Origin of the sequence: Ureibacillus galli (assembly GCF_014836845.1) — a bacterium.
Classification (GTDB): Bacteria; Bacillota; Bacilli; order Bacillales_A; family Planococcaceae; genus Ureibacillus; species Ureibacillus galli.
The window spans coordinates 51,045-77,661 of the sequence record NZ_JACSQA010000001.1; the positions used below are offsets into that span (position 1 = coordinate 51,045).

General features: G+C 34.7%; 24 protein-coding genes and 1 riboswitch. Of the genes, 7 read left to right on the plus strand and 17 right to left on the minus strand.

The genetic code is table 11. The annotated features are described in order from the left end of the window. Window positions 1-81 precede the first annotated feature (81 nt). Both H9636_RS00255 and H9636_RS00260 read right to left on the minus strand, forming a co-directional pair. A complete protein-coding gene (locus H9636_RS00255) occupies window positions 82-1,308 on the minus strand; it encodes an AI-2E family transporter (protein ID WP_191705655.1) in 1,227 nt (408 codons plus the stop codon). A gap of 79 nt (window positions 1,309-1,387) precedes the next feature. Continuing rightward, entirely contained in the window at window positions 1,388-2,335 is a 948-nt protein-coding gene (locus tag H9636_RS00260; protein WP_191705656.1) for an LCP family protein, read from the minus strand. A 224-nt stretch (window positions 2,336-2,559) separates the two neighbouring features. Between H9636_RS00260 and msrA the strand changes: the two genes are divergently transcribed. Beyond that, a complete protein-coding gene (gene msrA, locus H9636_RS00265; RefSeq protein WP_191705657.1) occupies window positions 2,560-3,075 on the plus strand; it encodes a peptide-methionine (S)-S-oxide reductase MsrA in 516 nt (171 codons plus the stop codon). A gap of 46 nt (window positions 3,076-3,121) precedes the next feature. On the opposite strand, the gene recQ is transcribed toward msrA, so the two are convergent. The 3 genes from recQ to ahlS all read right to left on the minus strand — a co-directional run bounded on the left by recQ (window position 3,122) and on the right by ahlS (window position 7,018). Beyond that, window positions 3,122-4,876 (minus strand): DNA helicase RecQ, encoded by a 1,755-nt coding sequence (gene recQ, locus H9636_RS00270; protein ID WP_191705658.1) that lies wholly within the window; start codon window positions 4,874-4,876, stop codon window positions 3,122-3,124. Window positions 4,877-5,013: 137 nt separating this feature from the next. After that, a complete protein-coding gene (locus H9636_RS00275) occupies window positions 5,014-6,153 on the minus strand; it encodes a zinc-dependent alcohol dehydrogenase family protein (protein WP_191705659.1) in 1,140 nt (379 codons plus the stop codon). 31 nt (window positions 6,154-6,184) lie between these two features. Further along, the gene (ahlS, locus tag H9636_RS00280; RefSeq protein WP_191705660.1) at window positions 6,185-7,018 is read right to left on the minus strand and encodes an AhlS family quorum-quenching N-acyl homoserine lactonase; all 834 of its coding nucleotides are present in this window, start codon (window positions 7,016-7,018) and stop codon (window positions 6,185-6,187) included. A gap of 348 nt (window positions 7,019-7,366) precedes the next feature. Between ahlS and H9636_RS00285 the strand changes: the two genes are divergently transcribed. Beyond that, window positions 7,367-8,971: an ABC-F family ATP-binding cassette domain-containing protein gene (locus tag H9636_RS00285; RefSeq protein WP_191705661.1), complete on the plus strand. Its 1,605-nt coding sequence runs from the start codon at window positions 7,367-7,369 to the stop codon at window positions 8,969-8,971. 409 nt (window positions 8,972-9,380) lie between these two features. Here the strand turns inward: H9636_RS00285 and H9636_RS00290 are convergent, their stop codons facing one another. Beyond that, complete coding sequence (locus H9636_RS00290; protein ID WP_036179813.1) at window positions 9,381-9,581, minus strand: cold-shock protein; 201 nt, start codon at window positions 9,579-9,581, stop codon at window positions 9,381-9,383. 249 nt (window positions 9,582-9,830) lie between these two features. Next, window positions 9,831-10,109: a DUF1033 family protein gene (locus H9636_RS00295; protein WP_191705662.1), complete on the minus strand. Its 279-nt coding sequence runs from the start codon at window positions 10,107-10,109 to the stop codon at window positions 9,831-9,833. Window positions 10,110-10,518: 409 nt separating this feature from the next. On the opposite strand from H9636_RS00295, the gene H9636_RS00300 reads away from it, so the two are divergent. Further along, complete coding sequence (locus H9636_RS00300; RefSeq protein ID WP_191705663.1) at window positions 10,519-11,166, plus strand: 5-bromo-4-chloroindolyl phosphate hydrolysis family protein; 648 nt, start codon at window positions 10,519-10,521, stop codon at window positions 11,164-11,166. Then, a complete protein-coding gene (locus H9636_RS00305) occupies window positions 11,166-12,278 on the plus strand; it encodes a toxic anion resistance protein (RefSeq protein WP_191705664.1) in 1,113 nt (370 codons plus the stop codon). Before H9636_RS00300 ends, H9636_RS00305 begins: the two co-directional genes overlap by 1 nt. A gap of 69 nt (window positions 12,279-12,347) precedes the next feature. On the opposite strand, the gene H9636_RS00310 is transcribed toward H9636_RS00305, so the two are convergent. Then, entirely contained in the window at window positions 12,348-12,545 is a 198-nt protein-coding gene (locus tag H9636_RS00310) for a DUF6501 family protein (protein ID WP_122971750.1), read from the minus strand. A 310-nt stretch (window positions 12,546-12,855) separates the two neighbouring features. On the opposite strand from H9636_RS00310, the gene H9636_RS00315 reads away from it, so the two are divergent. Together H9636_RS00315 and H9636_RS00320 are read left to right on the plus strand one after the other, a co-directional pair. Further along, window positions 12,856-13,134: a YerC/YecD family TrpR-related protein gene (locus H9636_RS00315; protein ID WP_191705665.1), complete on the plus strand. Its 279-nt coding sequence runs from the start codon at window positions 12,856-12,858 to the stop codon at window positions 13,132-13,134. A gap of 168 nt (window positions 13,135-13,302) precedes the next feature. Continuing rightward, the gene (locus H9636_RS00320) at window positions 13,303-13,941 is read left to right on the plus strand and encodes a YitT family protein (RefSeq protein ID WP_191705666.1); all 639 of its coding nucleotides are present in this window, start codon (window positions 13,303-13,305) and stop codon (window positions 13,939-13,941) included. Between the two features lie 30 nt (window positions 13,942-13,971). Here the strand turns inward: H9636_RS00320 and H9636_RS00325 are convergent, their stop codons facing one another. The 8 genes from H9636_RS00325 to dapF form a co-directional block, all read right to left on the minus strand. Then, the gene (locus H9636_RS00325; RefSeq protein ID WP_191705667.1) at window positions 13,972-14,706 is read right to left on the minus strand and encodes an amino acid ABC transporter ATP-binding protein; all 735 of its coding nucleotides are present in this window, start codon (window positions 14,704-14,706) and stop codon (window positions 13,972-13,974) included. A gap of 25 nt (window positions 14,707-14,731) precedes the next feature. Further along, a complete protein-coding gene (locus H9636_RS00330; RefSeq protein ID WP_191705668.1) occupies window positions 14,732-15,454 on the minus strand; it encodes an amino acid ABC transporter permease in 723 nt (240 codons plus the stop codon). Window positions 15,455-15,593: 139 nt separating this feature from the next. After that, a complete protein-coding gene (locus H9636_RS00335) occupies window positions 15,594-16,433 on the minus strand; it encodes a transporter substrate-binding domain-containing protein (protein ID WP_191705669.1) in 840 nt (279 codons plus the stop codon). A gap of 103 nt (window positions 16,434-16,536) precedes the next feature. Continuing rightward, window positions 16,537-16,723, minus strand: a riboswitch (Lysine riboswitch). A 180-nt stretch (window positions 16,724-16,903) separates the two neighbouring features. Beyond that, window positions 16,904-18,157: a 2-oxoglutarate dehydrogenase complex dihydrolipoyllysine-residue succinyltransferase gene (gene odhB, locus H9636_RS00340; RefSeq protein ID WP_191705670.1), complete on the minus strand. Its 1,254-nt coding sequence runs from the start codon at window positions 18,155-18,157 to the stop codon at window positions 16,904-16,906. Window positions 18,158-18,258: 101 nt separating this feature from the next. Next, window positions 18,259-21,060: a 2-oxoglutarate dehydrogenase E1 component gene (locus H9636_RS00345; RefSeq protein ID WP_191705671.1), complete on the minus strand. Its 2,802-nt coding sequence runs from the start codon at window positions 21,058-21,060 to the stop codon at window positions 18,259-18,261. A gap of 231 nt (window positions 21,061-21,291) precedes the next feature. Further along, entirely contained in the window at window positions 21,292-22,692 is a 1,401-nt protein-coding gene (locus H9636_RS00350; RefSeq protein ID WP_191705672.1) for a HAMP domain-containing sensor histidine kinase, read from the minus strand. Then, window positions 22,689-23,372: a response regulator transcription factor gene (locus tag H9636_RS00355; protein ID WP_191705673.1), complete on the minus strand. Its 684-nt coding sequence runs from the start codon at window positions 23,370-23,372 to the stop codon at window positions 22,689-22,691. The genes H9636_RS00350 and H9636_RS00355 overlap by 4 nt, the downstream gene beginning before the upstream one ends. Window positions 23,373-23,591: 219 nt before the next feature. After that, window positions 23,592-24,551 carry a diaminopimelate epimerase gene (dapF, locus tag H9636_RS00360; protein WP_191705674.1) on the minus strand — a complete coding sequence of 320 codons (960 nt, stop codon included), beginning with the start codon at window positions 24,549-24,551 and terminating at the stop codon, window positions 23,592-23,594. 340 nt (window positions 24,552-24,891) lie between these two features. Here dapF and H9636_RS00365 point away from each other — a divergent pair, with 340 nt between their 5' ends. Then, a complete protein-coding gene (locus H9636_RS00365; protein WP_191705675.1) occupies window positions 24,892-25,437 on the plus strand; it encodes a GNAT family N-acetyltransferase in 546 nt (181 codons plus the stop codon). Between the two features lie 88 nt (window positions 25,438-25,525). Here the strand turns inward: H9636_RS00365 and H9636_RS00370 are convergent, their stop codons facing one another. Beyond that, entirely contained in the window at window positions 25,526-26,602 is a 1,077-nt protein-coding gene (locus H9636_RS00370) for an undecaprenyldiphospho-muramoylpentapeptide beta-N-acetylglucosaminyltransferase (RefSeq protein ID WP_191705676.1), read from the minus strand. Window positions 26,603-26,617 lie beyond the last annotated feature (15 nt).

Here is a 26,617-nt window from a genome sequence, read left to right on the forward strand (position 1 = left end):
ACATAAAAAGTCCTAAAAGTATATCACTTTTAGGACTTTCTTTATAAAAAAATGCCTCTTAATAAGAGACATTCCTTTCGTTTAACTTTCATATTTATTTTCTGGATCTTGTTCATATCGGTTATATCGTCTTTTCAAGAGACTAAATAGATGGCTAACTAAAACTTTAAATAACGCATAGCCCGGTATACCTAAGATTACCCCTGCAACTCCAAATAAGGATCCTGCTGTTAATAATACGAAGATAATCGTAATCGGATGGACGGAAAGAGATTTCCCCATAATATTTGGCGTAATAAACTTCCCTTCTACTAACTGGACAATTGTCCAAACGATGATTAATTTCACTAACATGAATGGTGAGTTAACAATCGCAATGACAAGCGCTGGCGTTATGGCAATAGCAGGACCTAAATAAGGTACGACACTTGTAATCATCGCTAAAATACCTAATAAGAAAGCATAGTCTAAGCCGATGATTAAAAATCCGATGGTCATCATTACACCGATACAAATGGAAACGAGTATTTGCCCTAATATGTAAGAACTAACTTGCTTATCCATTTCTTTCATTACTTGTCCAACTTCATTTCTAGCTCGAGGTGGGAACAAGCGTAAAATAAACTTCGGTAGTTTTTCACCTTCATAAAGTAAATAAAATAATATGAACGGTACGGTTACTAGTGATAACAAAATTCCAGTTAAGGTTGATACAAATCCTGTTATACCAGATGCAAGTGTTGAAGCAACATTTGCAAAAGTATCTTTCATTGTCGAAACAAGATCATTCGTTACATTCATTAAAACAGCATCGTAATCGAAGTTAAATTTTGTAAACAATTCATCGAATTTTGAATTATTTAAATACGTTACAATATTTTCAATTAATGCCATGAAGTAAATTGGAAACTCTTGAATTAGATTCATAAATTGATCTCGTAAAAATGGATATACGATAAGAGCCAATAACGTCAAAAGAGCTGCCACAATGACATACAATATTAATATAACAAGGCCACGAGGAACTTTTCCTTTACCGCTTTTTTCTGCTAATCGTACAAAAGGTCTTAGCAAATAATAACCAATAATCGCTAGCACACCCGGTAAAATAACAACTTCAAATAATACTTGAAGGGGGTAAAAAATAAATGAAACTTTATCAAATATAAAAATGATACAACCAACTAATAGTAACGAAATAAGTAGGAATAATAAATTTTTCCCACCTAAAAATCGAATAAATCTTGATTGGAAGAAAGATGTCCTATTCCTTATTAAACGATCCTCATAACCTTTTTCTCTTTCCAAAAAACCACCCCGTCAACCTATGAAAATTTATAATTACTTTTATTTTATCATGTATAATATTTTTTGGAAGAATTTACTCCTATTCCAACTTTAAAAAATCATGCAACTGTTGTTTGTTTTCTTCAGTATCAATTTCTATTACGTCTCCAGCGTGGCTATAGGAATTGTAACTATAGGTTCCTTCAACTGGGATTGTCATCTTTTCGATTTTTAAACCTCCGCCAGTAACAACCGAAAGCACCGTTTTTAATTCTTCCGCGGTAGTTAAATCGGTCGTCACATAGCCTTTCGCAGCACCAACAAATTTCGGGATATTGCCAACATTTTTCGGTGATAGAAACTCCTCTTTTAACGCTTCAATTACTTTTTGTTGCCGTTCGACCCGTCCAAAGTCCCCTTCTGTATCATGTCGGAACCGCGCATAGCCTAGTAGCTCTTTCCCATTTAGTTTTTGGACACCTTTCGTTAATGAAACTCCTATATAGGCAGACATGTCTTTCTCTACATCCATTTCAATTCCTTCGGGAGCTAATATATCAATCAAGGCTTCGAAACTTTTAAAATCAATTAACGCATAATGGTGGATTGGTACATCAAACATTGAATTTAACGTATCTTTTAATAGTTGAACACCACCTAAATAATAAGCCGTATTTAATTTATAAGATTTATATCCTGGAATATCCGCATAAATATCCCGCATAAAAGATACTAATTTTAAGTCATTCGTGTCTTTGTTCCAAGAAAGTACCATCATCGTATCAGAACGGGATTTTTCTTCTCCTCTACTGTCGACACCAACGATTAGATAATTTTCAATTTTTTTCATAGCCTCATCGGGAACAAATTCCTCTTCCGGTAGTTTCGTCTCACCTGCCAATTTGAGCCCGCTTCGATACTGGAAAATAGAATAAGCCGTAATGACGATTAATAGTAATAATATGAGTGTGAAGAAAACTCGACCCTTTCGCAGTTTTCTTTTTTTATACCGAGTTTGTCTCGTTTCTTGTACTTGATGCTCATCCATCTTTTTACACTCCCCTTCAAAAAACGCAATCAATAAACAGTTTGTTCGGAAAAAGATTTGTTTTTACCATATTATACTATGACCAGAAAAAGAAAGCTTAAAATCGATCATATTTTATTGCTAAAGCTAGTCGTTTGTGAGATTGATTGAATAATGTTAAAATTGTTTCATTCTATCTATCATGGTACAATACAATTTATTTTAAGCATTGGAGGCGTCATTTTATGGAAAAAGCAACATTTGCAGGTGGTTGTTTTTGGTGTATGGTGAAACCATTTGTAGAATGGGACGGTATACATAAAGTAACTTCTGGTTACATGGGCGGAACAGTAGAAAACCCTACATACGAACAAGTAAAAAAAGGTAATACAGGACATTTAGAGGTTGTACAAATTGAATTTGACCCTATTGTTTTTCCATATGAAAAGCTTCTAGAAATTTATTGGATGCAAATCGATCCAACTGACGATGGTGGACAGTTCCATGATCGGGGAGAGTCTTATAAAACAGCTATATTCTATCATTCCGAAGAACAACAAAAAATTGCAGAAAAGTCAAAACAATCGTTAGCTAATAGTGGACGCTTTAAAAAACCAATTGTCACGAAAATTCTAGAAGCTTCTACTTTCTATGAAGCGGAGGATTACCATCAAGATTATTATAAAAAAGAGCCGAATCATTACAAAGAAGACCGTGAAAAATCTGGTCGAGATGAATTTATTAATCAACATTGGAAATAATACAAAGCCGACAATTTCTTATAAAAGAACTTGTCGGCTTTTTCAACTAGTTATATTGTTTAATTGCATTAATAAATTTTGAACCGTAACGTTCCAGTTTATTTTGACCTACTCCACTTACTTCTAAAAACATCTGTTCATCGATTGGTCTTTTCTCACACATATCTTTTAATGTTTTATCTGAAAAGACAACAAAAGGAGGCACTCCTTCTGTTTCTGCTATTTCTTTTCGAATAGCGCGTAAATGTTCAAACAATGGATCATCTTTTTTAATAACGGTTTGTTCAACTTTCACTCGACGCCATACTTTTCTTTGACCGAGCAAGACTTCCTTTCCTTCATCGGATACATAAATTGTCGGGAATTGACCAGGTTGAACTAACAACAGCTTTTCAGAAATTAAAAATTCGATAAAGTTTGAGATTTCCTTAGCATTCATCGATTTTAAAATACCAAAAGTGGACAATCCTTTAAAGTTTTCAATTTTTTTATTGCGGGAACCAGCTAAAACTTGAGCAGTAATCGTTTTGCCAAATTTTTGACCCATCCGGACGACACACGAAAGGACCTTTTGCGCATCCTTCGTGACATCTGTCTTTGGACGCTCGTCCGTACAATGGCTACATTGTCCACAGTCCTTCGATTCCTTTTCTCCGAAATATTGAACAATGTAGGATTGTAAGCATTTTTCGGTATGACAATAATCGACCATACTTTGCAGTTTTTCAAGCTCTAATGGAATCCGAGACCGATCTTGGGATTGGTCAATTAAAAATCGCTGTGTTTGTTCATCCGACGAACTATATAATAAAATACATTCACTTGGTAACCCATCACGTCCCGCACGTCCTGCCTCTTGATAATAACTTTCCATATTTCGAGGCATTTGAAAATGAATCACATATCGGACATTTGTTTTATTAATACCCATTCCAAAGGCATTCGTTGCAACCATTACTTGTACTTCATCTTGTAAAAAGCGATTTTGCTCAGTCGTTCTTTCCGTCTCTCCCATTCCACCATGATATTTAGCGACACGTATACCTAATTTTAATAGGGATTCATATAACGCCTCTACCGATTTCCTCGTAGCTGCATAAATGATTCCTACCTCATTTGAATTATTTTTCACATATTGTTTGATGTAGCGTTCTCTATTTTCCCCTACTAATACTTTAAATGATAAATTATCCCGTTCAAAACCAGTAATGAATGTATCACTTTCATTGATGTTTAATAGAGAACAAATATCATGACTAACAGAAGGTGTAGCCGTTGCAGTTAAGGCAATAACAGTTGGTTTAACTTCCCAAAGAGATAAAAGAGAAGAAATTGTTCGGTAGCTCGGACGGAAATCATGACCCCATTGGGAAATACAGTGGGCTTCGTCTATAGCTATGAGTGGAACCGAGAGCCTAGATAGTTTATAACGAAAGGACTCATTTTCTAACCGTTCTGGAGCAATATACAATAACTTCACGAGCCCATTCTCCACATCTGTCATCACTTGGTCTATTTGACTAAAGGTTAAAGAACTATTAATGTAGGCTGCATTGATCCCATTACTATGTAATAAATCGACTTGGTCTTTCATTAAAGAGATAAGTGGTGAGATTACAATCGTCGTTCCTTCAAAACAAAGGGCAGGAACTTGATAACAAAGGGACTTCCCCCCACCGGTTGGCATAACACACAGTGTATCGTGCATATTTAAAACATTTTCAATGACTTGTTGTTGACCGGTACGAAAGGAATCATATCCGAAATAATTTTTTAATATTTGTGCTGCTTGTTGTAACATGTTATACCCCTCTTTTTACTTCATAAAGAACAGTATACTATTGATAGATGGTGCTGACAAAAATCGTTAACGATATATAAAATAAAAAACTACTGCGCTAGTAACTTTACAGTAGTTTTATCGATTTTTCTTCCATATTAAGTAGAACAATCATCCATTTTTATTATGATTCGAGATGAATTTCCTGTAGCAAGTAAGTCGAAACCTTCATTAATTTCTTCTAATGAAATGATATTGGATACTAACCGATCTACAGGTAATCGACCTTGCTTCATCATTTGAATGAAACGGGGGACATCCCGTTTCGGTACACAGCTTCCAACATAAGAACCTTTAATGGTCTTTTCTTCAGCAGTTAACGATACATACGGAAAAGCAAATTTATGTTCCGGATGGGGTAATCCTGTCGTTGTTGTTGTTCCTCCACGTTTCGTAACAGCGTAGGCAATGTCCATTGCTGCTACAACCCCTGCTGTTTCAAAAGCGTAATCAACCCCTCCATTTGAATAAGCTTTTATCTTTTCAATCACATTTTCGTCCTTTGAATTAAAAACAGCAGTAGCGCCTAATTCTAATGCTTGCGTTAATTTTTTTTCATTAATATCTATGGCAATCACTTCTCGTGCACCAGAAGCGATGGAGCCAATTAAAGCACTTAAACCGATTCCACCTAATCCTACGATTGCAACCGAACTTCCGAGCTTAATGTTGGCTGTATTGACGACCGCTCCGACACCTGTAATGACTGCACAACCGAAAAGTGCTAGTTTTTCAAAGGACAAATCCTCTTCTATTTTAACTAAAGAATTTTCCGAAACAACTACATATTCTGAAAAAGCAGATATCCCAATATGATGCGCAATCTTTTCTGTTTCGGTATGAATACGGACACCACCACCAATTAATGTTCCCGCTCCATTTGCGGCGGCACCCGGCTCACAAAGGGCTGGTCTTCCTTCTGAACAAGGGATACAATGACCACAACTAGGAACAAAGATGCAAATCACTTTATCCCCTGGTGAAAAATTTGTTACCCCTTCTCCAACTTGCTCCACTACTCCGGAAGCTTCATGACCGAGAGCCATTGGTAAAGGACGTGGTCTACTACCATTAATTACTGACAAATCAGAATGGCATAAACTTGCTGCTTTGATTTTTACAAGCACTTCCCCGTTTTCAGGAGGATCGAGTTCAACCGTTTCGATTTGTAAGGGTCTACTTTTAGCATAGGGTTGTGCTAAACCAGAAGACCGTAGTATAGCTGATTTTACTTTCAAATGCCCTCTCCCCTTTCCCTCTATTTGCTATTTATTCATAAAAGCCTTCCGTCGATTTAATAAATGTTTTAAATTGGTTTGCATCGTGACCAAACCAGATCGTTGAATTATGTTCATTAGCATATTTTCGAATGTATTCTACCGTTGCATTGTAGCCGACGGAATCATATAAAATTCCTGGTGGTTTTACAGGTGGTCCTAAACTTTCGGCAGTATATAGAGCATCGGAAGCAAGCAATAAATTACCTGTTCCAGGTAGTTCGATATGAAGACCTAATAATCCATAGGCGTGTCCAGGTCCAAAGTTAATGATTTTAACCCCCTCAACAAGGGTTACTTCTTTTTCGTGGGGTTTGATTGTACGCCAACGTAGATCATTTTGAACCCATGCCATGACATCTCCCCATATATAGGCACCCATATCCCGTGTCATCGCGAACATTTTCATTACGTTGGATAATTCTGAATCATGGACGATAATTTCTGCGTTTGTAAATAGTTCTAAACATCCTGCATGATCCAAATGCAGGTGAGAAGCAACGACATATTTAATATCTGTTGGGCTCACTTTTAATTGCTCTAAACGGTTAATCAAATAACATTCCTCACTGGCAAAAGTAGGGAACATTTTTTGAACGCCATCTGGCCAGCGCCCATTTTCCCCCATCCCATCAGGGTTACAACCAGTATCAAATAATATTTTTCCTTCCGGATGATCAATGAGTACTGCATAAATCGGAAATTCAACAAACTCTGCTGGTGGATTTGGATTGTCAATACTTGCAGGATTATGCATTGCAATCATGTAGTTTTTATCCATCTTCATTGTTCCAGTATCAAGCACATACACTTTTTTGTTACACATTACTGTACCTCCTGTACATCAATTTTTTCTTTCATTTAGTTGTATAACTTTTGTCCGCTTTCCAACTTAGGACAACCTATCAACATAGCATTCTATGCAGAATTGTAGTGGTGATAGTACTCTCTACCAAAAGTGACTAATGTTTAAGTTCTCTGAGGTTAGGATAATTTAGCCCTTACATTTTTATGTCCAAAAAATAAGTGACTAAAATACACTCGTTATGGATACGTTCATTGTTTAAAATATTCATACTACGTGTTATAATAGAAACATTGTGTACAAAAGAGAAAATAGAACATCACTTTTAAAACAATTTGTAACTGAATAACAATAAAAGGAGGAGCTTACATGATCCAAGTTAGTAATGTAGGTCTTCGTTATGGCGATCGTAAACTATTTGAAGACGTAAATATTAAATTCACCCCTGGAAACTGTTATGGTTTAATCGGTGCGAATGGTGCTGGTAAATCAACATTTCTTAAAATCTTATCTGGGGATATTGAACCTCAAGAAGGTCATGTTTCCATGGGGAAAGATGAACGTTTATCTGTCTTAAAACAAAATCACTTTGAATACGATGAATTCAACGTACTTGATACGGTTGTGATGGGAAATAAACGTCTTTGGGAAGTAAAAGTTGAAAAAGATGCGATTTATATGAAGGAAGATTTCTCTGATGAAGACGGTATGCGCGCTGCCGAACTAGAAGGAGAGTTTGCAGACTTAAACGGGTGGGAAGCAGATTCAGAAGCTGCCACTTTATTAAACGGTTTAGGTATTGGTGACGATCTTCATTATGTAAAAATGGCTGAACTAGAAGGATCAGATAAAGTAAAAGTGTTACTTGCACAAGCTTTATTCGGTAAACCAGATGTCCTATTACTAGATGAGCCTACTAACCATTTAGATTTAAAAGCAATTAAATGGTTAGAAGAGTTTTTAATTAACTTTGAAAATACAGTCATTGTTGTATCCCATGACCGTCACTTCTTAAATAAAGTGTGTACTCACATTGCCGATCTTGATTTCGGGAAAATTCAACTTTATGTTGGTAACTATGATTTCTGGTATGAATCTAGTCAATTGGCCCTTAAAATGGCACAAGATCAAAATAAGAAAAAAGAAGAAAAAATTAAGGAATTACAAGCATTCGTTGCTCGTTTCTCTGCAAATGCTTCAAAATCTAGCCAAGCTACTTCACGTAAAAAAATGTTAGAAAAAATTGAACTAGAAGATATTAAGCCTTCTAGCCGTAAATATCCTTTCATTAACTTCCAAATTGGACGTGAAATTGGTAATGATGTATTAACAGTTGATGGCTTAACAGCAACTCAAGATGGTGAAACATTATTTAAAGATGTTCGCTTTACAATGAATAAAGAAGATAAAATTATTTTAATTGGTAACCCAATTGCAAAAACGGCATTAATGGACATTTTAATGGAACGTCGTCCGGCTGATAGTGGTTCATTCAAGTGGGGTGTTACGACTACTCAAAGTTATTTTGAACTTGATCATGACCAATACTTCCAAGGAACAGAAAAATCACTAGTTGAATGGTTACGCCAATATTCACCTGATGATGAGACAGAATCATTCTTACGTGGTTTCTTAGGTCGTATGTTGTTCTCTGGTGAAGAAGTGAAAAAATCCCCTGCTGTTCTTTCAGGGGGCGAGAAAGTGCGTTGTATGTTATCAAAAATGATGCTTTCCAATGCAAACGTTCTTCTTTTAGATGAACCAACAAACCACCTTGACCTTGAATCAATTCAAGCGTTAAATGAAGGATTAATTCGTTTCAAAGGTGCGATGATTTTCACATCCCATGACCATCAATTTATTCAAACAATTGCCAACCGTGTCATTGAAATTCAAGACGATGGTTCAATATTAGATAAACAATTAACTTATGATGAATTCTTAGAGTGGAAAGAAGCTCAAGGATTAAACTAACTTAGATAAGTCTATAAGCTTTTTAAATAAACTGCACCTCCCATTGTTAGACACTAAAACTAACAATGAGAGGTGCTTTCTTTTTGAACAGTTTACAGTAATAAAAATTAATGATTGTCATATTTAAAGGAAAAATTAAAATACATGAGTCCAAATAATACTAGACCCTTATAAAGGAACCATGTTTAACTTTTATGAGTCACTTCACTATGTATCCCCACTAGTTTACATAATATTATTATTTAATGACGAGGTTAGTTAGTTTACATAATAATATTATTATTTATCTTTACTAGAAATATGAGTACTTGTTCTTCACGTTCCCTCTTGATCCATTTTAAACAAAAATAAAGAGACATCCCTATATAGGGATGTCTCAGATTAACGGTCTCATTTAATTAGTTAATAATTAAAGTTTTACAACGTTAGCAGCTTGTGGTCCGCGGTTACCATCAACAACCTCGAATTCCACTTTTTGACCTTCGTCAAGTGTTTTGAAACCTTCACCTTGGATAGCTGAGAAGTGTACGAATACGTCGTTTTCACCTTCAACTTCGATGAATCCAAAACCTTTTTCTGAGTTAAACCATTTTACTGTACCTTGTTTCATTTAAGAAAACCTCCAAAAAAATAAATGTTAACAATATGTGATTGATTTACCGAAATAAAAAATTCACATATTACGAAGAGTACCGACTTTACACCGATCACTCTTTGTAATATGTGAATCATTTGTACCCGGCCAAGCAATTTTATTGTTACCTAAAGTATACCATCATATTACAATTTGTCAAACATTTAATGTACTTTTTTTCTCATTTTTCTTTTATTTCTGTCAATTGATCGGTTATACATTATTTTAAACCGATTTTTCTACAATTATACCATGATAAATTTGGATATCATCATCACAAGCATCACAATATTCCCGTTCCTCATCTGACCAAAAGGCGAAGTAAATGCCTTCTTTATTTGCTTCATGTTCATATCTTCGACGAAAATCTTGCAATATTTCTTGTAATCCAATTCGCATTTCTTCTTCTGTTTGAAATTGTTTCGTAGACACAATATTGGATTCCCAGCCTTCAAATTTCCACCATGGTTCATAATCTGCTTTCATATAAATGACTTGATACACTCTACGACGATCCTTTCCTTCTATTAGTTTGTATTGTAGTGAATACAATGTAAAATGTCTATCGGAAGAGCTTATAACATGAAAAATGTGTAAAATTGAGAATTTTTATTGTTCAGAAAGTTGAAGTCTCTACAATTCGTGCGACTCTTAATGGACTTTGAAAAAGTATAATCAATCATACTTTTAGCCCCATCCATCAATGTCATTGAATAAGCTTTTCATTTAATACTTATTCTTTGTTCTATCCTTTTATTAAGTTTAAAATGGATATACTATTATAAAATTGATTTACTTTATTAAACAAAAAAGATTTAATCAATACACTATCTCACAATAAAATATGCTTACTTTGAAACTTTATACAAACGATTTACGTAATACATTTATAGAGATTTAAGGAGGTACGACTATGCTTGGTGCTATGAATTTTATGACTAGACATGCATTCAACTTTTTATCTAGTTTCACAGTATTTATCTTAACCGTTGTTAATTTTGATTTGGGCATGTTGTTCGTGCCAATCATCACAATAGCTGCCTACTATTTAAGTAATAAAGGGATTAAAATGTTCCAAATAGGAAAAAAGTGTAAAGAGCTTGGTATTTCCCGCTCTGAATATAAACAGATTGCTATGCAAATTAAAAAAGCGAAATCTCATCTTCATTCTTTAACACAACAGTTTATTCAAGTTCGGTCGGTTCGTTCATTTAAATTGTTAAATGAAATGACAAAAATATCGAAAAGAATTATTAATATCGTCCAAATGAATCCAAGAAAATTTTATTCAGTGGAAGATTTCTTCTACTCCCATTTACCATCTGCTGTACAGTTAACCGAAAATTATTCCATGTTATCACAGCAACAAGTAAAAGATACGGAAATTCACCTTACACTGGAAGATACTCGTAGAACATTAAAGGGCTTACATGAGACAATGGAAAATGATTTGAAATCTGCCCTTGAATCTGATTTAGAAAACTTAAAAATCGAACTAGATTATGTCAAGTTTGAAAACGCAAAAAAACAACAACAAATGGAACTTAGAGGTGAAAAATAGTGTCTGAAAAAAAGAGCGCCATGAATCCATTTGAAGAGTTTTCGAAAAATGGAAGCTCTTTTTTTGATGTTATGATTAATCACGACTATTCTGACGATACACCGGTATTTAATTCCCTTAATAATGAGCAGCAATCTGAGGCATTGTTGTTAGCCAGTCGTTTGGACGTTTCTCGTTATGAGAATGTCCTTCGTTTTGGTGAAGAAGTTCAACAAAAACTAAAAAATTTCACTCATAATATGTTAGTCTCTGTTCAACGAAATGATACTTCTCCCATTCGGGAAATTTTGTTTAAATTAATGCAACATTTAGAGAAAGTGAATCCTGATGATTTAATTGAAAAAAACAAAGGATTCTTTCGTAAGTTTTTTAATCAGCCAAAAACGTCCTTACAAGAAATTGTTACTCAATATAATCGTTTAAGTAAACAAATTGACCGATTAAGTATTCAATTGCAACATGCTCAAAAAGGGTTACTGTCAGATATGAATTTATTAAACGAGTTGTATGACTTGAATGAACAATATTTTTATCATATTAATTTATTTATTGCAGCTGGAGAAATGAAAAAAAAGGATTTACTTAATCACGATCTACCAATATTAGAGGAAAAAGCAATCACCTCCTCTAATCCAATGGATCGACAACTTTTAAACGATTTAAAAACTTCGATTGAGTGGCTAGATAAAAAAATATATGATTTACAAATATCTAGAGAAATTGCCATACAAACTGCGCCTCAAATTCGTCTAATCCAACAAACGAATCAAATGTTAATTGAAAAAATTCAAACATCGGTTATGACGACAATTCCTTTATGGCAGACACAGATTTCGATTCTTATCAGTTTAAGTCGTCAGCAACGTACTGAGGCTGCTAGTCGCAGATTAATGGATACTTCCGAACAAATGCTACGGAATAATGCAAAAATGATTGAAGCATCTGTCCAAAATGCCAGTAAGCAAAAATCGATTAGCCACGCAGATATTGATTCCTTCAAACAGACACAATATCAATTACTTGAATCGATTGAAGAAACGTTACGCGTACAAGCGATTAGCAATGAGCAAAAAGCATCCATCGAAGCAAACCTCCCTGACATTCAGCGTTAAACATTGTTCTCCCAGTAAAAAAGCACGATTGTTTTATTTAAAAACAATCGTGCTTCTTTCATATATCCATTATTCGAAGTAATCTTTATAATAGCCACCAACATTACCAGTGTTATCGATGACAAAAATAAATTCCTCTGTTTCGTTCTTCACTTCATATTCTTTTCCAACCGTTAAAACATTGGAAACTAAATATTTCTCAGCATTTGTATTTACGCATTTTACTTTGCGAATTGTTGGTGCGTCTTTCCATTTTAAATTTAACATTATTTTACCTCACTTTAAACTGACCTACTTTTATTTTCTTCTCTATTTTAAACGATTTCAATTCATTTGTGGAATTTTTCGCATGCCATTGAATGAAAATCATGAAAAATGTTACATTATTTGAAGAGGTGATTGATTTGTCTTTCAGTGGTGTTCCGAGTTGGTTTTTTATAATGGTAATTATTTTTGCAATCGTTTTTATTATCATTTCGGAATGGAATTCTAGAAGTTAATATTTTTTATCTATTCATTCCCTTTTAAGCTTATATTGGCAGATTAATTTATTTATGTTTTATATTGGAGGTTATGGATGGACAGATTGGATGAAAAAAAGATAGATCAATTAATGAAAGCATTCCTTACATTACAAACAGTCGAGGAATGTGAAGATTTTTTTAACGATTTATGTACACAAAAAGAAATTCGAGCCTTTGCCCAAAGGTTAGAAGTCGCCCGTATGTTATTAAACGGGCATACATATGAAGAAATAGAAGAATTGACATATGCTACTTATAATACTATTTCTAGAGTAAGAAAGGTTTTACAAAACAATCATTTAAAGATTATTTTAGATCGAATAAATAGTTAAAGAAAAAGAGTCCCTTATAGTGACTCTTTTTTCTTTTGTCCAGTCACTTTAGCCGTTTAAAGTTTCAACGCGTTACATGGAACGATTGCAGCTTAAATTTTTTTATAATAATATTTACACGTTAAGTTACAAAGTTTGACAAAAACATCATTAAGCGAGGAAACTTCTATGAGATATATACAACTTTTTTTAGGCTGCTTAATTGTAAACATTGGCGTTTTTATTTTACATAGTGCGCACATTGGCACAGGTGGATCGATTGGATTAGCATTAAGCATTTCTTATTGGATTGATATAGCCTTTCCCTTTGCCTATGTTATTGTAAACATACCCTTTTTCATCCTATCTATAAAAAAACTAGGATTACAATTTACATTATCAACCGTTCTTGCCATTGCGATTCTTAGTATATTGTCCTATATCACTGAACTTATAATGCCTGAAATCTCCATTCCTACTTGGATTGGTGTCATACTTGGTAGTGTTATAGTCGGTTGCGGAGTAATCCTATTATTCCTTAATAAATCATCCCTTGGTGGAACAAGTATAGTATCCCTTTATTTACAAAGAAAGTTCCAATGGGATCCGGGTAAGACATTATTCATATTTGATTTATTTATCATTTTAACGACTTGTTATTCCATAGGTTGGATTGGGTTCATTTATTCTTCCCTTTCCGCATTTATCGTGTCAGCTATGGTTTCCACATTTAAAAAGCGGATTGATGAAAAAATCAATGTAACGGAAGTTAATGAAGAGTCTATAGAGGAAAATGAATCAAATGAAATGCCAGTATTGCAACAATAAAGGGCAATCCATTTTGGATCGCCCTCTTCATTATTTTAATGTTCTTTTTAAAAACTCTTTTGTTCTTTCTTGTGTTGGATTAACCAATACTTGTGCAGGAGGACCTTCTTCCACAATAACTCCTTTATCCATAAAGACAACACGGTCCGATACTTCACGGGCAAACTCCATTTCATGGGTTACAATGAGCATCGTTCTACCTTCATCTGCTAATTTACGCATTACTTTTAACACTTCTCCTACCATTTCTGGGTCTAACGCAGAAGTTGGTTCATCAAACAGCATTACTTCCGGATCCATGGAGAGAGCACGTGCAATCGCTACCCGTTGTTTTTGACCCCCAGATAATTGTCGGGGTTTCGCATTAACATACTTTTCCATTCCAACAACAGATAAATAGTTTATTGCATTTCTTTTTGCTTCTTCTTTTGATCGTTTTAACACTTTTTGTTGACCAATGACACAGTTACTTAAAACATTATGATTATCAAATAAGTTAAATTGTTGGAATACCATTCCTAAATGGGTACGATACTGTTTAATGTCATGTTGATCATCTAAAATATTGTCACCGTTATAGATAATTTCACCTGCAGTCGGCGTTTCTAATAAATTAATACAACGAAGTAGCGTGGATTTTCCTGAACCTGATGAACCGATTAAACAGACCACTTCACCTTTCGAAACGGAAAAGTTCACATCGCGTAAAACTTCATTGTTACCAAATGATTTATTTAGATGTTTGATTTCAATAACTTTCTCCATCTTATTTACTCCTTACGCGATAAATTTAAATACTTTGTTTTTGTTCTACTTTATAGGCATTTTTGCCATCCATTTTTCTCTCGATATAACGCAATAAAAATGTAGCGGTTAATGTCATAATTAAATAAATAACACATGTAATAATGTAAGATTCTGCAAAACGGAAATTTGCACCGGCAATCGATTTTGTCGTAAAGAATAGTTCCGTTACACTAATTACACTTAACACTGCCGAGTCTTTAATATTCATAATGAATTGGTTACCCGTTGCAGGTAATATATTTCGGAAAACTTGCGGTAAAATGACATGAATCATCGTTTGAAAATGACTCATTCCAATCGCTTCAGCTGCTTCATATTGACCTTTATCAATCGATGCAATTCCACCACGAACATATTCAGCCATGTAAGCACCTGTATTTAAACCGACAACGACAAGTGCAGCAACAAATCGATCCAATTCTAATCCGTAAGCAGCTAAACCATAGAAAACAACCATTGCTTGTACAATCATTGGTGTACCACGGAAAATTTCCACATAAACTGTTAATATGAAATTAAACACTTTTAAAATAACAGATTTCATCGACTTCTTACGATGGGGTATCGTATGCATAACACCGATAAACAATCCGATAAGAGCACCAATAATTGTACTAATAATAGCAATGACTAACGTCATATATGCGCCGCGTAAATAACTTGGCCAATTCTCTTCTAGAATTGAGAGTATAATATCTAAACTCATAAATATCCTCCTAAAATTTTGAAAATCGAATTTCGTAAAATACGAAGTTTCGATTGTTAAACCATGATCTTTTTATCCATTTCTCTTTTGTAAAAAATAGAGCCACTGGTCGATTATCGACCAGTGCCACCATTTCACATTATTTTGCTGCAGGTTGGTTAGCAATTGCTTCATCCATCTGCTGTTTTCTTTCTTCTTCAGAAATAGATTTTAATGTTTCATTAATTGCCTCTATGTTTTTATCGCCTTTTTTAAGACCGATTGCTACGGCCGTATTTTCTTCATTTGTTTCAAAACCATCTTCTAATTCTACATAAACGAAGTTATCATTTGCAGTAGTAGAAGATATTGCTTCTGGTCTTTCAGCCACATAGCCGTCAATAACTCCAGATTCTAAAGCAACACGCATATGAGAGAAACTTTCCATTGCTGTCTCTTTTTGTACATTTGGAATTTGGTCGATGACATCATAGTTTGTAGTATTTAATTGTGAAGTGATTTTTGCACCTGCAAAATCTGCTAATGTTTTGGCATTTGCATATTTTCCACCAGCTTTTGTAACAATAACAAGTTCACTAGTATAATAGTTTTCTGTAAAATCAATTACTTCTTTACGTTCATCTGTTGGACTCATACCAGCAATGATTGCATCGATAACACCTGATTCTAGAGCTGGAAGTAACCCATCCCATTCAGTTTTTACAATGACTAATTTTTTCCCTAATGCATCTGCAACACGTTTTGCAATTTCTACATCATATCCACCAGCATATTCTTCAGTACCTTCAATTTTAACCGCTCCATTAGAATCGTCTTGTTGAGTCCAGTTAAATGGAGCATAACCAGCTTCTAGACCTACTTTTAATACATTATCATCTTCTTTTGAAGCTGATGAACTGCCTTTCTCAGAGCTGCCACATGCAGCAAGTAAAATGACTGCTACTAAAGTAGTTATTAATAGTTTGATTTTTCTCGACATCTTTCTCTCTCCTTTTACTTTTTTCGAGCTAGTTAACGCAAAAAGCGACCTAAGATGAACTTAGGTCGCTTGAATAAAAAAGCCCAAATCCTCTTACGCTCCCGATTGAGATAGCACCCCTCAGATGGTTGGGAAACTCCATCTGAGACAGTCCTGCAATTATTCACTGCAGACCCAGCATGAAGTAGAGAGCCTACTTACACACTTCGGCGACATTTCCTATTTTTCATATCATTGCTTTGCTCTAAGCTCCATGAAAAACTAATAAATATCGCGCCTCTACCCCACTCGTAACGTGAGGTTTTAATATTAAATTACTATTAGTATGTTACTATATTAACATGTTTGTGTCAACATTGATTATTCTGATTAATAGAATATTAATAGAAATGGTGTTCGTTAAAAGTTTTCTTCAACGTATATAAACAAAAACCTCTAACGAAATATTTTCGCTAGAGGCTTCATTTGGATTAAGAATTTAAAAGTAAATCTTCAGGGTTTTCAATTAACTCTTTAACTGTTTTTAAGAATCCAACAGAGTCTTTACCATCGATAATACGGTGGTCATAAGAAAGAGCTACATACATCATTGGGCGGATTTCCACTTCCCCATTAACAGCAACTGGACGGTTAACGATCGAGTGCATACCTAAAATACCAGCTTGTGTACCGTTCATAATTGGTGTTGACATTAATGAACCGAATACACCACCGTTTGTAATTGTAAATGATCCACCAGCCATGTCGTTTAATCCTAATTTTTTATCGCGAGCTTTTTTCGCTAATTCAGCGATATCTTTTTCAATTTCTGCAAAGTTTTTAGCATTTGCATCACGAACTACTGGTACAACTAAGCCTTCTTCCGTTGAAACAGCGATACCGATGTCGAAGAAGTTATTTAAATGGATTTCATCTCCAACGATTTGTGCATTAACGTATGGATATTTTTTAAGCGCCGCAACAACCGCTTTTGTGAAGAATGACATAAATCCAAGTTTAATATCATTTGCTTTTACGAATTCTTCTTGTTTACGTTTACGTAAAGCCATAATGTTTGTCATGTCAATTTCATTGAATGTTGTTAACATTGCAGTTGATTGTTTAACTTCTAATAAACGTTTTGCAATCGTTTGACGACGACGGCTCATTTTTTCAATTGTTACACGGTCAGATTCAGCTGCTGGTGTAAATACTATTGGTCCACCTGTTGTTGGTACAACTGGTGCTGCTGGAGCTGCTGCAGGTGCTGTACCATGAGCAGCAACGTCTTGTACACGTACGCGACCTTGTGGATCTACTGGTGAAATTGATGCTAAATCAATTCCTTTTTCACGTGCTAATTTACGTGCTGCTGGAGAAGCAACAACACGTTCGTTTGATGTTTCTTCTACTACTGGAGTTGCAACAGGAGCAGGTGTTGGTGCAGCTACTGGTGCTGGTGCAGCTTCAGCTTTTGGAGCTTCTTCAACTGGTGCAGGCGCTGCGCCTTCTCCAGCTTCAACAACAGCGATTACTTGACCTACAAGAACTGTATCGCCTTCTTCAGCTAGAATTTGAGTTAATACTCCAGCCTCTTCAGAAATAATTTCAGCATTTACTTTATCTGTTTCTAATTCAACGATAAATTCGCCTTTTTCAACACGATCTCCAACTTTTTTTACCCACTGGGCAATCGTACCTTCTGTAATCGATTCTGCTAATTCAGGGACTTTAATTTCAGCCACTTTGATATCCTCCTTTGAATAAACATGTGTACCTTTAATTATAAAGGCACACATGCATCTACTAACATGTAATAGCCTATTTGAATATTAACATCAAAAGTTTATTTAGAAAGAGCTTCATCAATAACTTTTGCTTGTGCTGCTTTATGAGAATCCATGTCTCCTTCAGAAGTTGAAGACATTTCAGGACGTCCAACATATTTCACTTTTTTACCATCAGCAAGATCTAGTAAATATTCAAGCGCATATTTCCAAGGACCTTGGTTTTTAGGTTCTTCTTGTACCCAAACAATTTCTTTTGCATTTGGATATTTCGCAATAATTTCAGAAATTTTTTGACTTGGGAAAGGATATAGCTGTTCTACACGAACAATATGAATGTTTTCATACCCTTTTCCATCTTGAATACGATCAGCTAAATCAATTGTTACTTTACCTGATGCAAGGATAATCCGTTCTACTTTTTTCGCATTACCACCTAAACCTGGTTGTTCAATTACTTCTTGGAATTTCCCTTCAGATAACTGCTCTAAAGATGCTGCAGCTAACGGATGACGAAGTAATGATTTTGGTGAAGTAATGACTAATGGACGGATTGCTTCTGTTCCAAGCATTTTCGCTTGTCGACGAAGTAAGTGGAAGTAGTTTCCTGCATTTGAACAGTTTGCTACAATCCAGTTATTCTCAGCTGATAATTGTAAATATCTTTCAATACGAGCTGATGAATGCTCTGGTCCTTGTCCTTCAATACCGTTAGGTAATAAAAGAACTAATCCGGATTTTTGACCCCATTTAGAACGGGCAGATGAAATAAAGTTATCAAACATAATTTGAGCCATATTCGCAAAGTCACCGAACTGTGCTTCCCAAATCGTTAATGCATTTTCATTTTCTAAATTATAACCATATTCAAAACCAACAATTGCTGCCTCTGTTAATGGAGAGTTATATACAGTAAATGACGCTTTTGAATCAGATACGTTGTGTAATGGAACAAACTCTGCACCACTATTTTTATCATGAAGTACTAAATGACGTTGTGAGAACGTACCACGTTGAGCATCTTGACCACTAATACGAATAGGGTTACCATCGCGTAAAATAGCAGCGAATGCTAATGTTTCAGCGTGACCCCAATCAATTTTATTTGTCTCTAATGCTTCAATACGTTTATTCAATATTTTTGCTAACTTGTTTTGAGGTTCAAAGCTTTCTGGCCAAGCTAGAAGATCTTCGTTAATTTGTTTTAAATCTTCTTTTGAAACGCTTGTTTCAACTTCTGGATATTCATTTTTCACTTCTTCTGGCATTTCGATTTCAAAATGACCTTTCACAGCGCCCACTTCTTTTACATGGTCATAAGAAGCTTGCATCTCTGCGTAAATTTCTTCATCCAGCTTTTTCACTTGATCTAAAGAAAGAATTCCTTCATTAGCTAATTTCTCACCATAAAGATTACGTACTGTTGGATGAGATGAAACAATTTTATATGTTAAAGGATTTGTTACCGTTGGGTCATCCGTTTCGTTATGACCAAAACGACGGTATCCAATTAAGTCTATTAAAATATCTTTGCCAAAAGTTTGACGGTATTCAAAAGCTAATTGGGCTACTTGTACAACTGCTTCAGGATCGTCCGCATTAACGTGAATTACTGGAATTCCGTAACCTTTTGCCACGTCTGAAGAATAGCGAGTTGAACGAGAATCAAAATGTTCTGTTGTAAAACCAATCATATTATTCGAAATAATATGGATTGAACCACCCGTTGAGAAACCAGTTGTTTCCGCGTAGTTAAATGTTTCTTGAACGATTCCTTCCCCAGCAAATGCTGCATCACCATGTACAAGTACCGCTAATGCTTTTGATGCATCGTGAACAGGTGTGCCTGGCTTCGTAGTATCTTCTTGAGCAGCACGAGTTGAACCTGTGATAATTGGACTTACAACTTCTAGGTGGGATGGGTTATAAGCTAATTTTACTTTCAAGCCTGACTCTTTTGTGTAAGTAGCTCCCATATGGTATTTCACATCACCAGTCCAACCTTTAGAAATTTCTAAAGTACCATCTTCTGGGAAGAAATAGTCATTTGGTACGTGGGCAAAGTCTGCAAACATCATGTCATAAGGTTTATTTACTACATGAGTTAATACATTTAAACGACCACGGTGGGCCATACCGATTTGTAAAAATTTCATTTTCTCTTCATCGGCTTTTTTCACAATTTCATCTAGTAATACAACGAGTGTATCTAAACCTTCAATTGAGAATCGTTTTTGACCAACGAACGTTTTATGAATAAATCTTTCGAAATCTTCAACGCGTGTTAATCTTTCTAATAACCCTTTTTTCTCTTCAGCAGTTAAGCTTACCGCACTCTTTCCAGATTCAATTTTGTCTTGAATCCATTGACGTTCTGCATCCTCAACATGAGCATATTCAAAAGCAATTTTTCCAGTATAAATTGCACGTAAATAGTCAATTGCTTGCTTTCCGTTGTTAACGCTTCCAGGGACATTATGAAAGAATAATGATGCTGGCATTGCTGTTAAATCGGCTTCAGTTAATCCGTAAGCAGACAATTCAATGCGTGATGAATCTAATTGACGGTCTTTTAAAGGGTAAATATCTGCAGCTAAATGCCCGTGGGAACGAAGAGCATCAGCTAATTGAACTGCAGCAAATATTTTTTTAATATTGCCTGATTCGTTTGCTACACCTTCTACAACAGCTTGCTCACCACCAAGTACTGGCGCACCAAATTGTTGGAAAAGGATAACGAGTTCTGGTTCTACTTGCTCTGGAGACTGTAAATATAAATCATACTGCTCCATCACATAACCTAAGTTCGGACCAGAGAATGCTGACCAAGGGGAACCAGCAAATAATACATTGTTCGACATGAGAATAACCTCCAAATTTCGCCCTAAGGCAGTTCCATTGTTTTACCTAGAATATTATTTCATATTTAACCATTCTTCTACAATATAAATTATCTATTGCTATTTAGCGAAGAACGTTTTTTTTCCATTTCAATCTTACTACTCTTCACAAAAAATACAACTATTTTTCTCAAATTGAGTAATTTTTTTGGCAAATAACTGTTTTAAGTAGGAAATAATGAAAAAAATTCATTAAATTTTAAAACTTAATGTAAAAGTTGTACCCTTTTCGACCTCACTCACCACATCCATTTCAATGTGATATTTTTCAGCTAACATCTTCGTAATACTTAATCCAAGACCTGTACCACCGCCGGTATTTTCCCGTGAAGTATCTACTCGATAAAAACGATCAAAAATATATGGTAAATGTTCCTTTGCAATTCCAATCCCATTGTCTTTTATCGTCAAAAATAAACTTTCAGTTAAATAATGAACCTCGATGTCAATGACCGGATGTTGATCATTATATCTTATTCCGTTTTCTACAATGTTGCGTACGATTTGCGCCAATGCATTTTCAGAAACATTTGGCTGTTTCGGTTCACCATTTTCCTTAATATTAATTGTTGATTGGGGATAAATCACTAGCAGCTCATCCTTGACAGATAATAGCACTTTATTGATATTAGCAAAAGAACGTTCATCCCTTTTTTCTTTTCTTGCTAAGTCTAGAAGCTCTTCAATCATTTTTTTCATTCGTACGACTTCTTCTAGTGAGGAATTTAATGACTCTTCCAGAATAGCCGGATCATTTTTTCCCCATCTTTTTATTAATGATAAATGGCCTTCGATTGCTTGAATAGGTGTCCTTAATTCATGAGAAGCGTCTGAAACAAATTGTTGTTGCTTTGCGAAGGAAGTTTGTAATTCATTCATCATCGACTCATAAATATTAAGTAAGTCACCTATTTCATCATCTGCATTATAGGCTAAGTGAATCTTTTCTTCAAAGCCTTTATCTCGAATCGATAACATAGAGTCCCGCAAATCTTGTATAGGGCGTATTAAAACATTGGCCAAATAATAACCGATAGCACCTGCAATAAGCATAGCCCCAAGACCTGCGATTAACATTGTTGTTAATACGTATTTCATCATCGATTGAAAAGTTTCTAAAGGATGGATGAGTTGAATAATCCCTGTAAAAGGCCCGATTGCGACCATTTTATTGACAACAAATACATCACGATGATCAATTACTTCTTTGGACACTATCGTTTTTCTAATTTTCTCATAATCTAATTCAATTGGAGCTGCCGACGATTCATCATTAATTCTCAATACTTCATAGCCGTCTTTATTAAAAATTCTGACCGTTTGATTTTGATTTACTATCGCTTTAAATAATCCTGTATTCCCTTGAAACTCTTGAATTGAAATAGAGCCATTTTGAGAATTAAAGAAAGACGTTAAGTCATCTACGGTACGGATGGCATTATTTTCTTCATTTTGTAAAAGCCATGAATAAAGTGCAAAATAAATTACTGTGCAGATGGCCGCATAGCTAATAAAAATGACAATGGATGTTGATAATATCCATTTCTTTTTTAATGATTGGTTTTTAAAAATAATGTTCTTCAGTTTATTCATTCCCTCACCACATACCCTACACCGCGTACAGTTTCAATATATGGTGTTGATTCTGTCTTTAGTTTAGATCTTAAATGACGAATGTAAACATCTACTACATTCGTTTCCACTTCTGTATTGTAACCCCAAACAGATTGTAGAATCATTTCCCTTTCACATACACGATTTTTATTTTCACATAATAGTTTTAGTAAATCATACTCTGTTTTGGTTAATTCAAGTTTTTTATTTTCAAAGAAAACTTCATAGGATTGTGGCTTGATTACTAAATCTCGTACATGAATTACGTCGTCTTTCTCTATTTCCTTTTCATTACCTTGCGTTCTCCTTAAGACCGAACGTATTCGAGCAAGCAACTCTTCAATAGCAAATGGCTTCACAATATAATCATCAGCCCCAGAATCTAAACCCGCGACACGATCCATAACCGCATCCCTAGCCGTTATTAAAATAATTGGTACATCTGATTTTGCTCGGACGCGGCGACAAATTTCAATTCCATTTAACCCTGGTAGCATAACATCTAGTAAAAGACAATCAAAATCTTGCTCTAACGCTCTGTTTAACCCTTCTCTCCCATCATAGGTTACAGATACATCAAAATATTCATGTTGTAATTCCAATTCCATAAATCGTGCTATATTTTTTTCATCTTCCACTATTAAAATTCTTTTTTTCATTGAATCATCCCTCGAAAAATAGATAAAAATCCCTCGTCTTAAGTTTAGCTTAAAACGAGGGCTTTATAAAACTACTATGACTTTTCTTTGAAAACGAAATCCATAGTTGCATAAAAGATGGATAAACTTTTGAAAGCATATTACAAATATTTAACAATCAGTTCATCTACAATTCATTCAAACCAATTATTATTGTAATGTATTAAATTTCTACCTAAGCTAATTCGTAAAAGATGCCATTTCTTTTTGAACCAACTCAATACATTTTTCGTACTGTTTTTGTTCATCCGTTTCGTGACAATTTAAAAATGTAAAGTGATGGATGTCAAAAGTGTATTCTGCAGTAACCGTTGCGTTTCCAATTAACGTTAATTCGTAGCGATCACCATTCGTTTTCACTTCACATTTTACAAAACCGCCTGGATTGAATACGGTGATAACATCGTTATTGACATAGCCGTTTAATTTTGACACAAGGGCTGAAGCGGTCATTGCAGTACCACAAGCATTTGTAAAACCTACTCCTCGTTCAAAAGTTCGAACAAAAATTGTGTCACTTTTCATTGGATAAACATAACTTACATTTACGCCATCAACACAATACTCATTTTCACCGTTTAAACGTTCAGCTAACGATTTTTGGTGCGTATTGTTTTCAATATAAGATTGGTCCACTATTCCAATTAAATGGGGATTCGGAACGGAAACTGCCGTAAAAGGAATAGTTGATGAAAATTCTTGAATCACTTGATGGCGAATTTCTTCTTGCCCGTTATAAGTCATCGGTAAACTACTTAAAGCAAAGGACACTGGTGAAATTTCAACTGCATATGACGGAATATTGTTTAATAGAGGCGTCTCTTTTCGCACCTTTAAGTTTGCTTTCATTGTTTCAATCAAGGCTTCTTCTTTTTCAAGTTGTTCGCATACGAATCTAGCAACACAACGTAAACCATTTCCACACATGGAAGCCTCTGAACCGTCGGCATTAATAACTCGCATTTTGGCATCGGCGATGGTTGAAGGTAATACAAGTAATAAACCGTCAGCTCCATCGTTATTTTCTTTTTGACATAACCAAGTTGTTAACTTTGCCCAATCGACTTCATTTTCATTGTTTGTTTGATATAAATAAAATGTATTGCCGGACCCATGAACCTTTAATAAAGTTCTTTCCATCGGTTCACCCGCTCTCTTTCTATTTACTCCTATCATAAGGGTTTATGGATGTTGAATCAACTGAATAAATCGGTATGATTTTTTATAGATTCATAATATTTTCGCCACAAATTCGTCATAGTGAATTGTGTAATAAAAGGATTAAATTTTTGTATAGAATAGCATTTTTGTAATATGATAGTATCATCCCAATTGTTTTTTTGGAGCTAATTTTGAGAAACTAAAAAAACTAAAATTTTTTGTTTGACGTCTTGTTCCTTTCGGTATATTATTTTGTTCTGTTGCCTTGTGACAAAGTAATTTTCGGATTTGCAACTATCCAAAAAAGGAGGCGTTTCATTTGTTAAAATATCGAGATCTTTCTGAAACAAATGAGTTATACCAATTAATGATACATCCAACTGTTTTCCCCTTTGTTCGTCATAAAGCAAATTCTCCTGAAGAATATTTATTTATAACGAAACAGTTATTGGAAGAGGAACAATTAGGAAAGACGATTTCAAGAACGATAACCGATGACTGGGGTCAACCGATTGGTACCATTAATCTTTATGATATTCAAGATGGCGCTGGCTTCCTTGGAACTTGGATAGGTGCACCTTATCAAGGCAAAGGTTACAACCAAGCGGCTAAACATGAATTCTTAACAGAACTATTTTTTGAAAAGGATTTCCATACAATCTTTTTACGTATTCGAAAAGAGAATGAGAAATCGAAACGCGCCTCACAAAAACTACCATATGTCGTATGTGCGAAAGAATCCCATCCGGCATTATATGAAGAAATTAACAATGGTGAGGTAAAATTCGACTTATATAAAATTCCAAAAGACTTATTCTACATTGTAACAGCAAAGGAACAAGCAAACGAAGAACAAGCGATGTAACTTTATTTTTTATTTTAAAAAAATGATTCAAAAAAGTAGGTGATTCAAATAATGAACCACCTACTTTTTTATGATATTAAAATGTCAATTATTTTTCGTATTGAAGAATTAACTGTACCATTTCATCAGGAGTTTTTGGACTTTCAGCTTTTTCCATCGCCTCAATCATAACATCTTTTCTTTTACTTAAGGTGTCAATTGCCTTCATAAATGTATTTTTCGTTAACAGTTCTTCTTCTAATACATGGGCAAATCCTTGACGCTCAAAAATATTGGCATTTAAAATTTGATCCCCGCGGCTCTTAGATGCAGAAAGAGGAACTAGTAACATCGGTTTCTTCAAAGCTAAAAACTCGAAGATCGAATTCGAACCAGCCCTTGAAACAATAAAATCTGCTGCGTAAAGTAAATCAGGCAGTTCCGATGTAACATATTCAAATTGCTTATATCCTTTTAAGCGATTTAAAGTGGTATCAACATTTCCTTTCCCGCATAAATGAATAACATTAAATTCGTTTAATAGTTCGGGTAAATTATTTCGCAAGGCATCATTTAAAACAACAGAACCTAAACTTCCTCCCATAACAAGAAGTATTTTCTTATCTTCTTCAAATCCACATCGCTTTTTACCTTTCGTTGCATTTCCCGTAAATAATTGTTCACGAACAATCGAACCAGTACATGTTGCTTTATCACTTGGTAAATACTTTAAAGTATCTTGAAAGATCGTAAAAACATGTGAGGAAAACGGTAACGCAATTTTATTAGCCAAACCAGGTGTTACATCCGATTCATGAATAACGACCGGGATCTTTGCAAGCTTTGCCGCGATAACAACAGGTACTGATACAAATCCACCTTTAGAAAAGATAATGGATGGTTTCACCTTTCGAATAATTCTAAAAGCTTGACCAACACCAGCTAATACTTTAAATGGATCTGAGAAGTTTTTCATTGAAAAATATCGTCTTAACTTACCGCTTGCAATACTGTGATATGGTACATCGGGAAAACTTTCGGTAATTAACTCTTTTTCAATTCCATCAAAGGAACCGATATAATGAACATCATATCCTTCTTTTATTAAAGATGGGATAATTGCTTGATTTAAAGAAACGTGTCCGGCTGTGCCGCCACCAGTTAAAATAATTGATTTTTGTTTCACAGAAATCTCCAATCT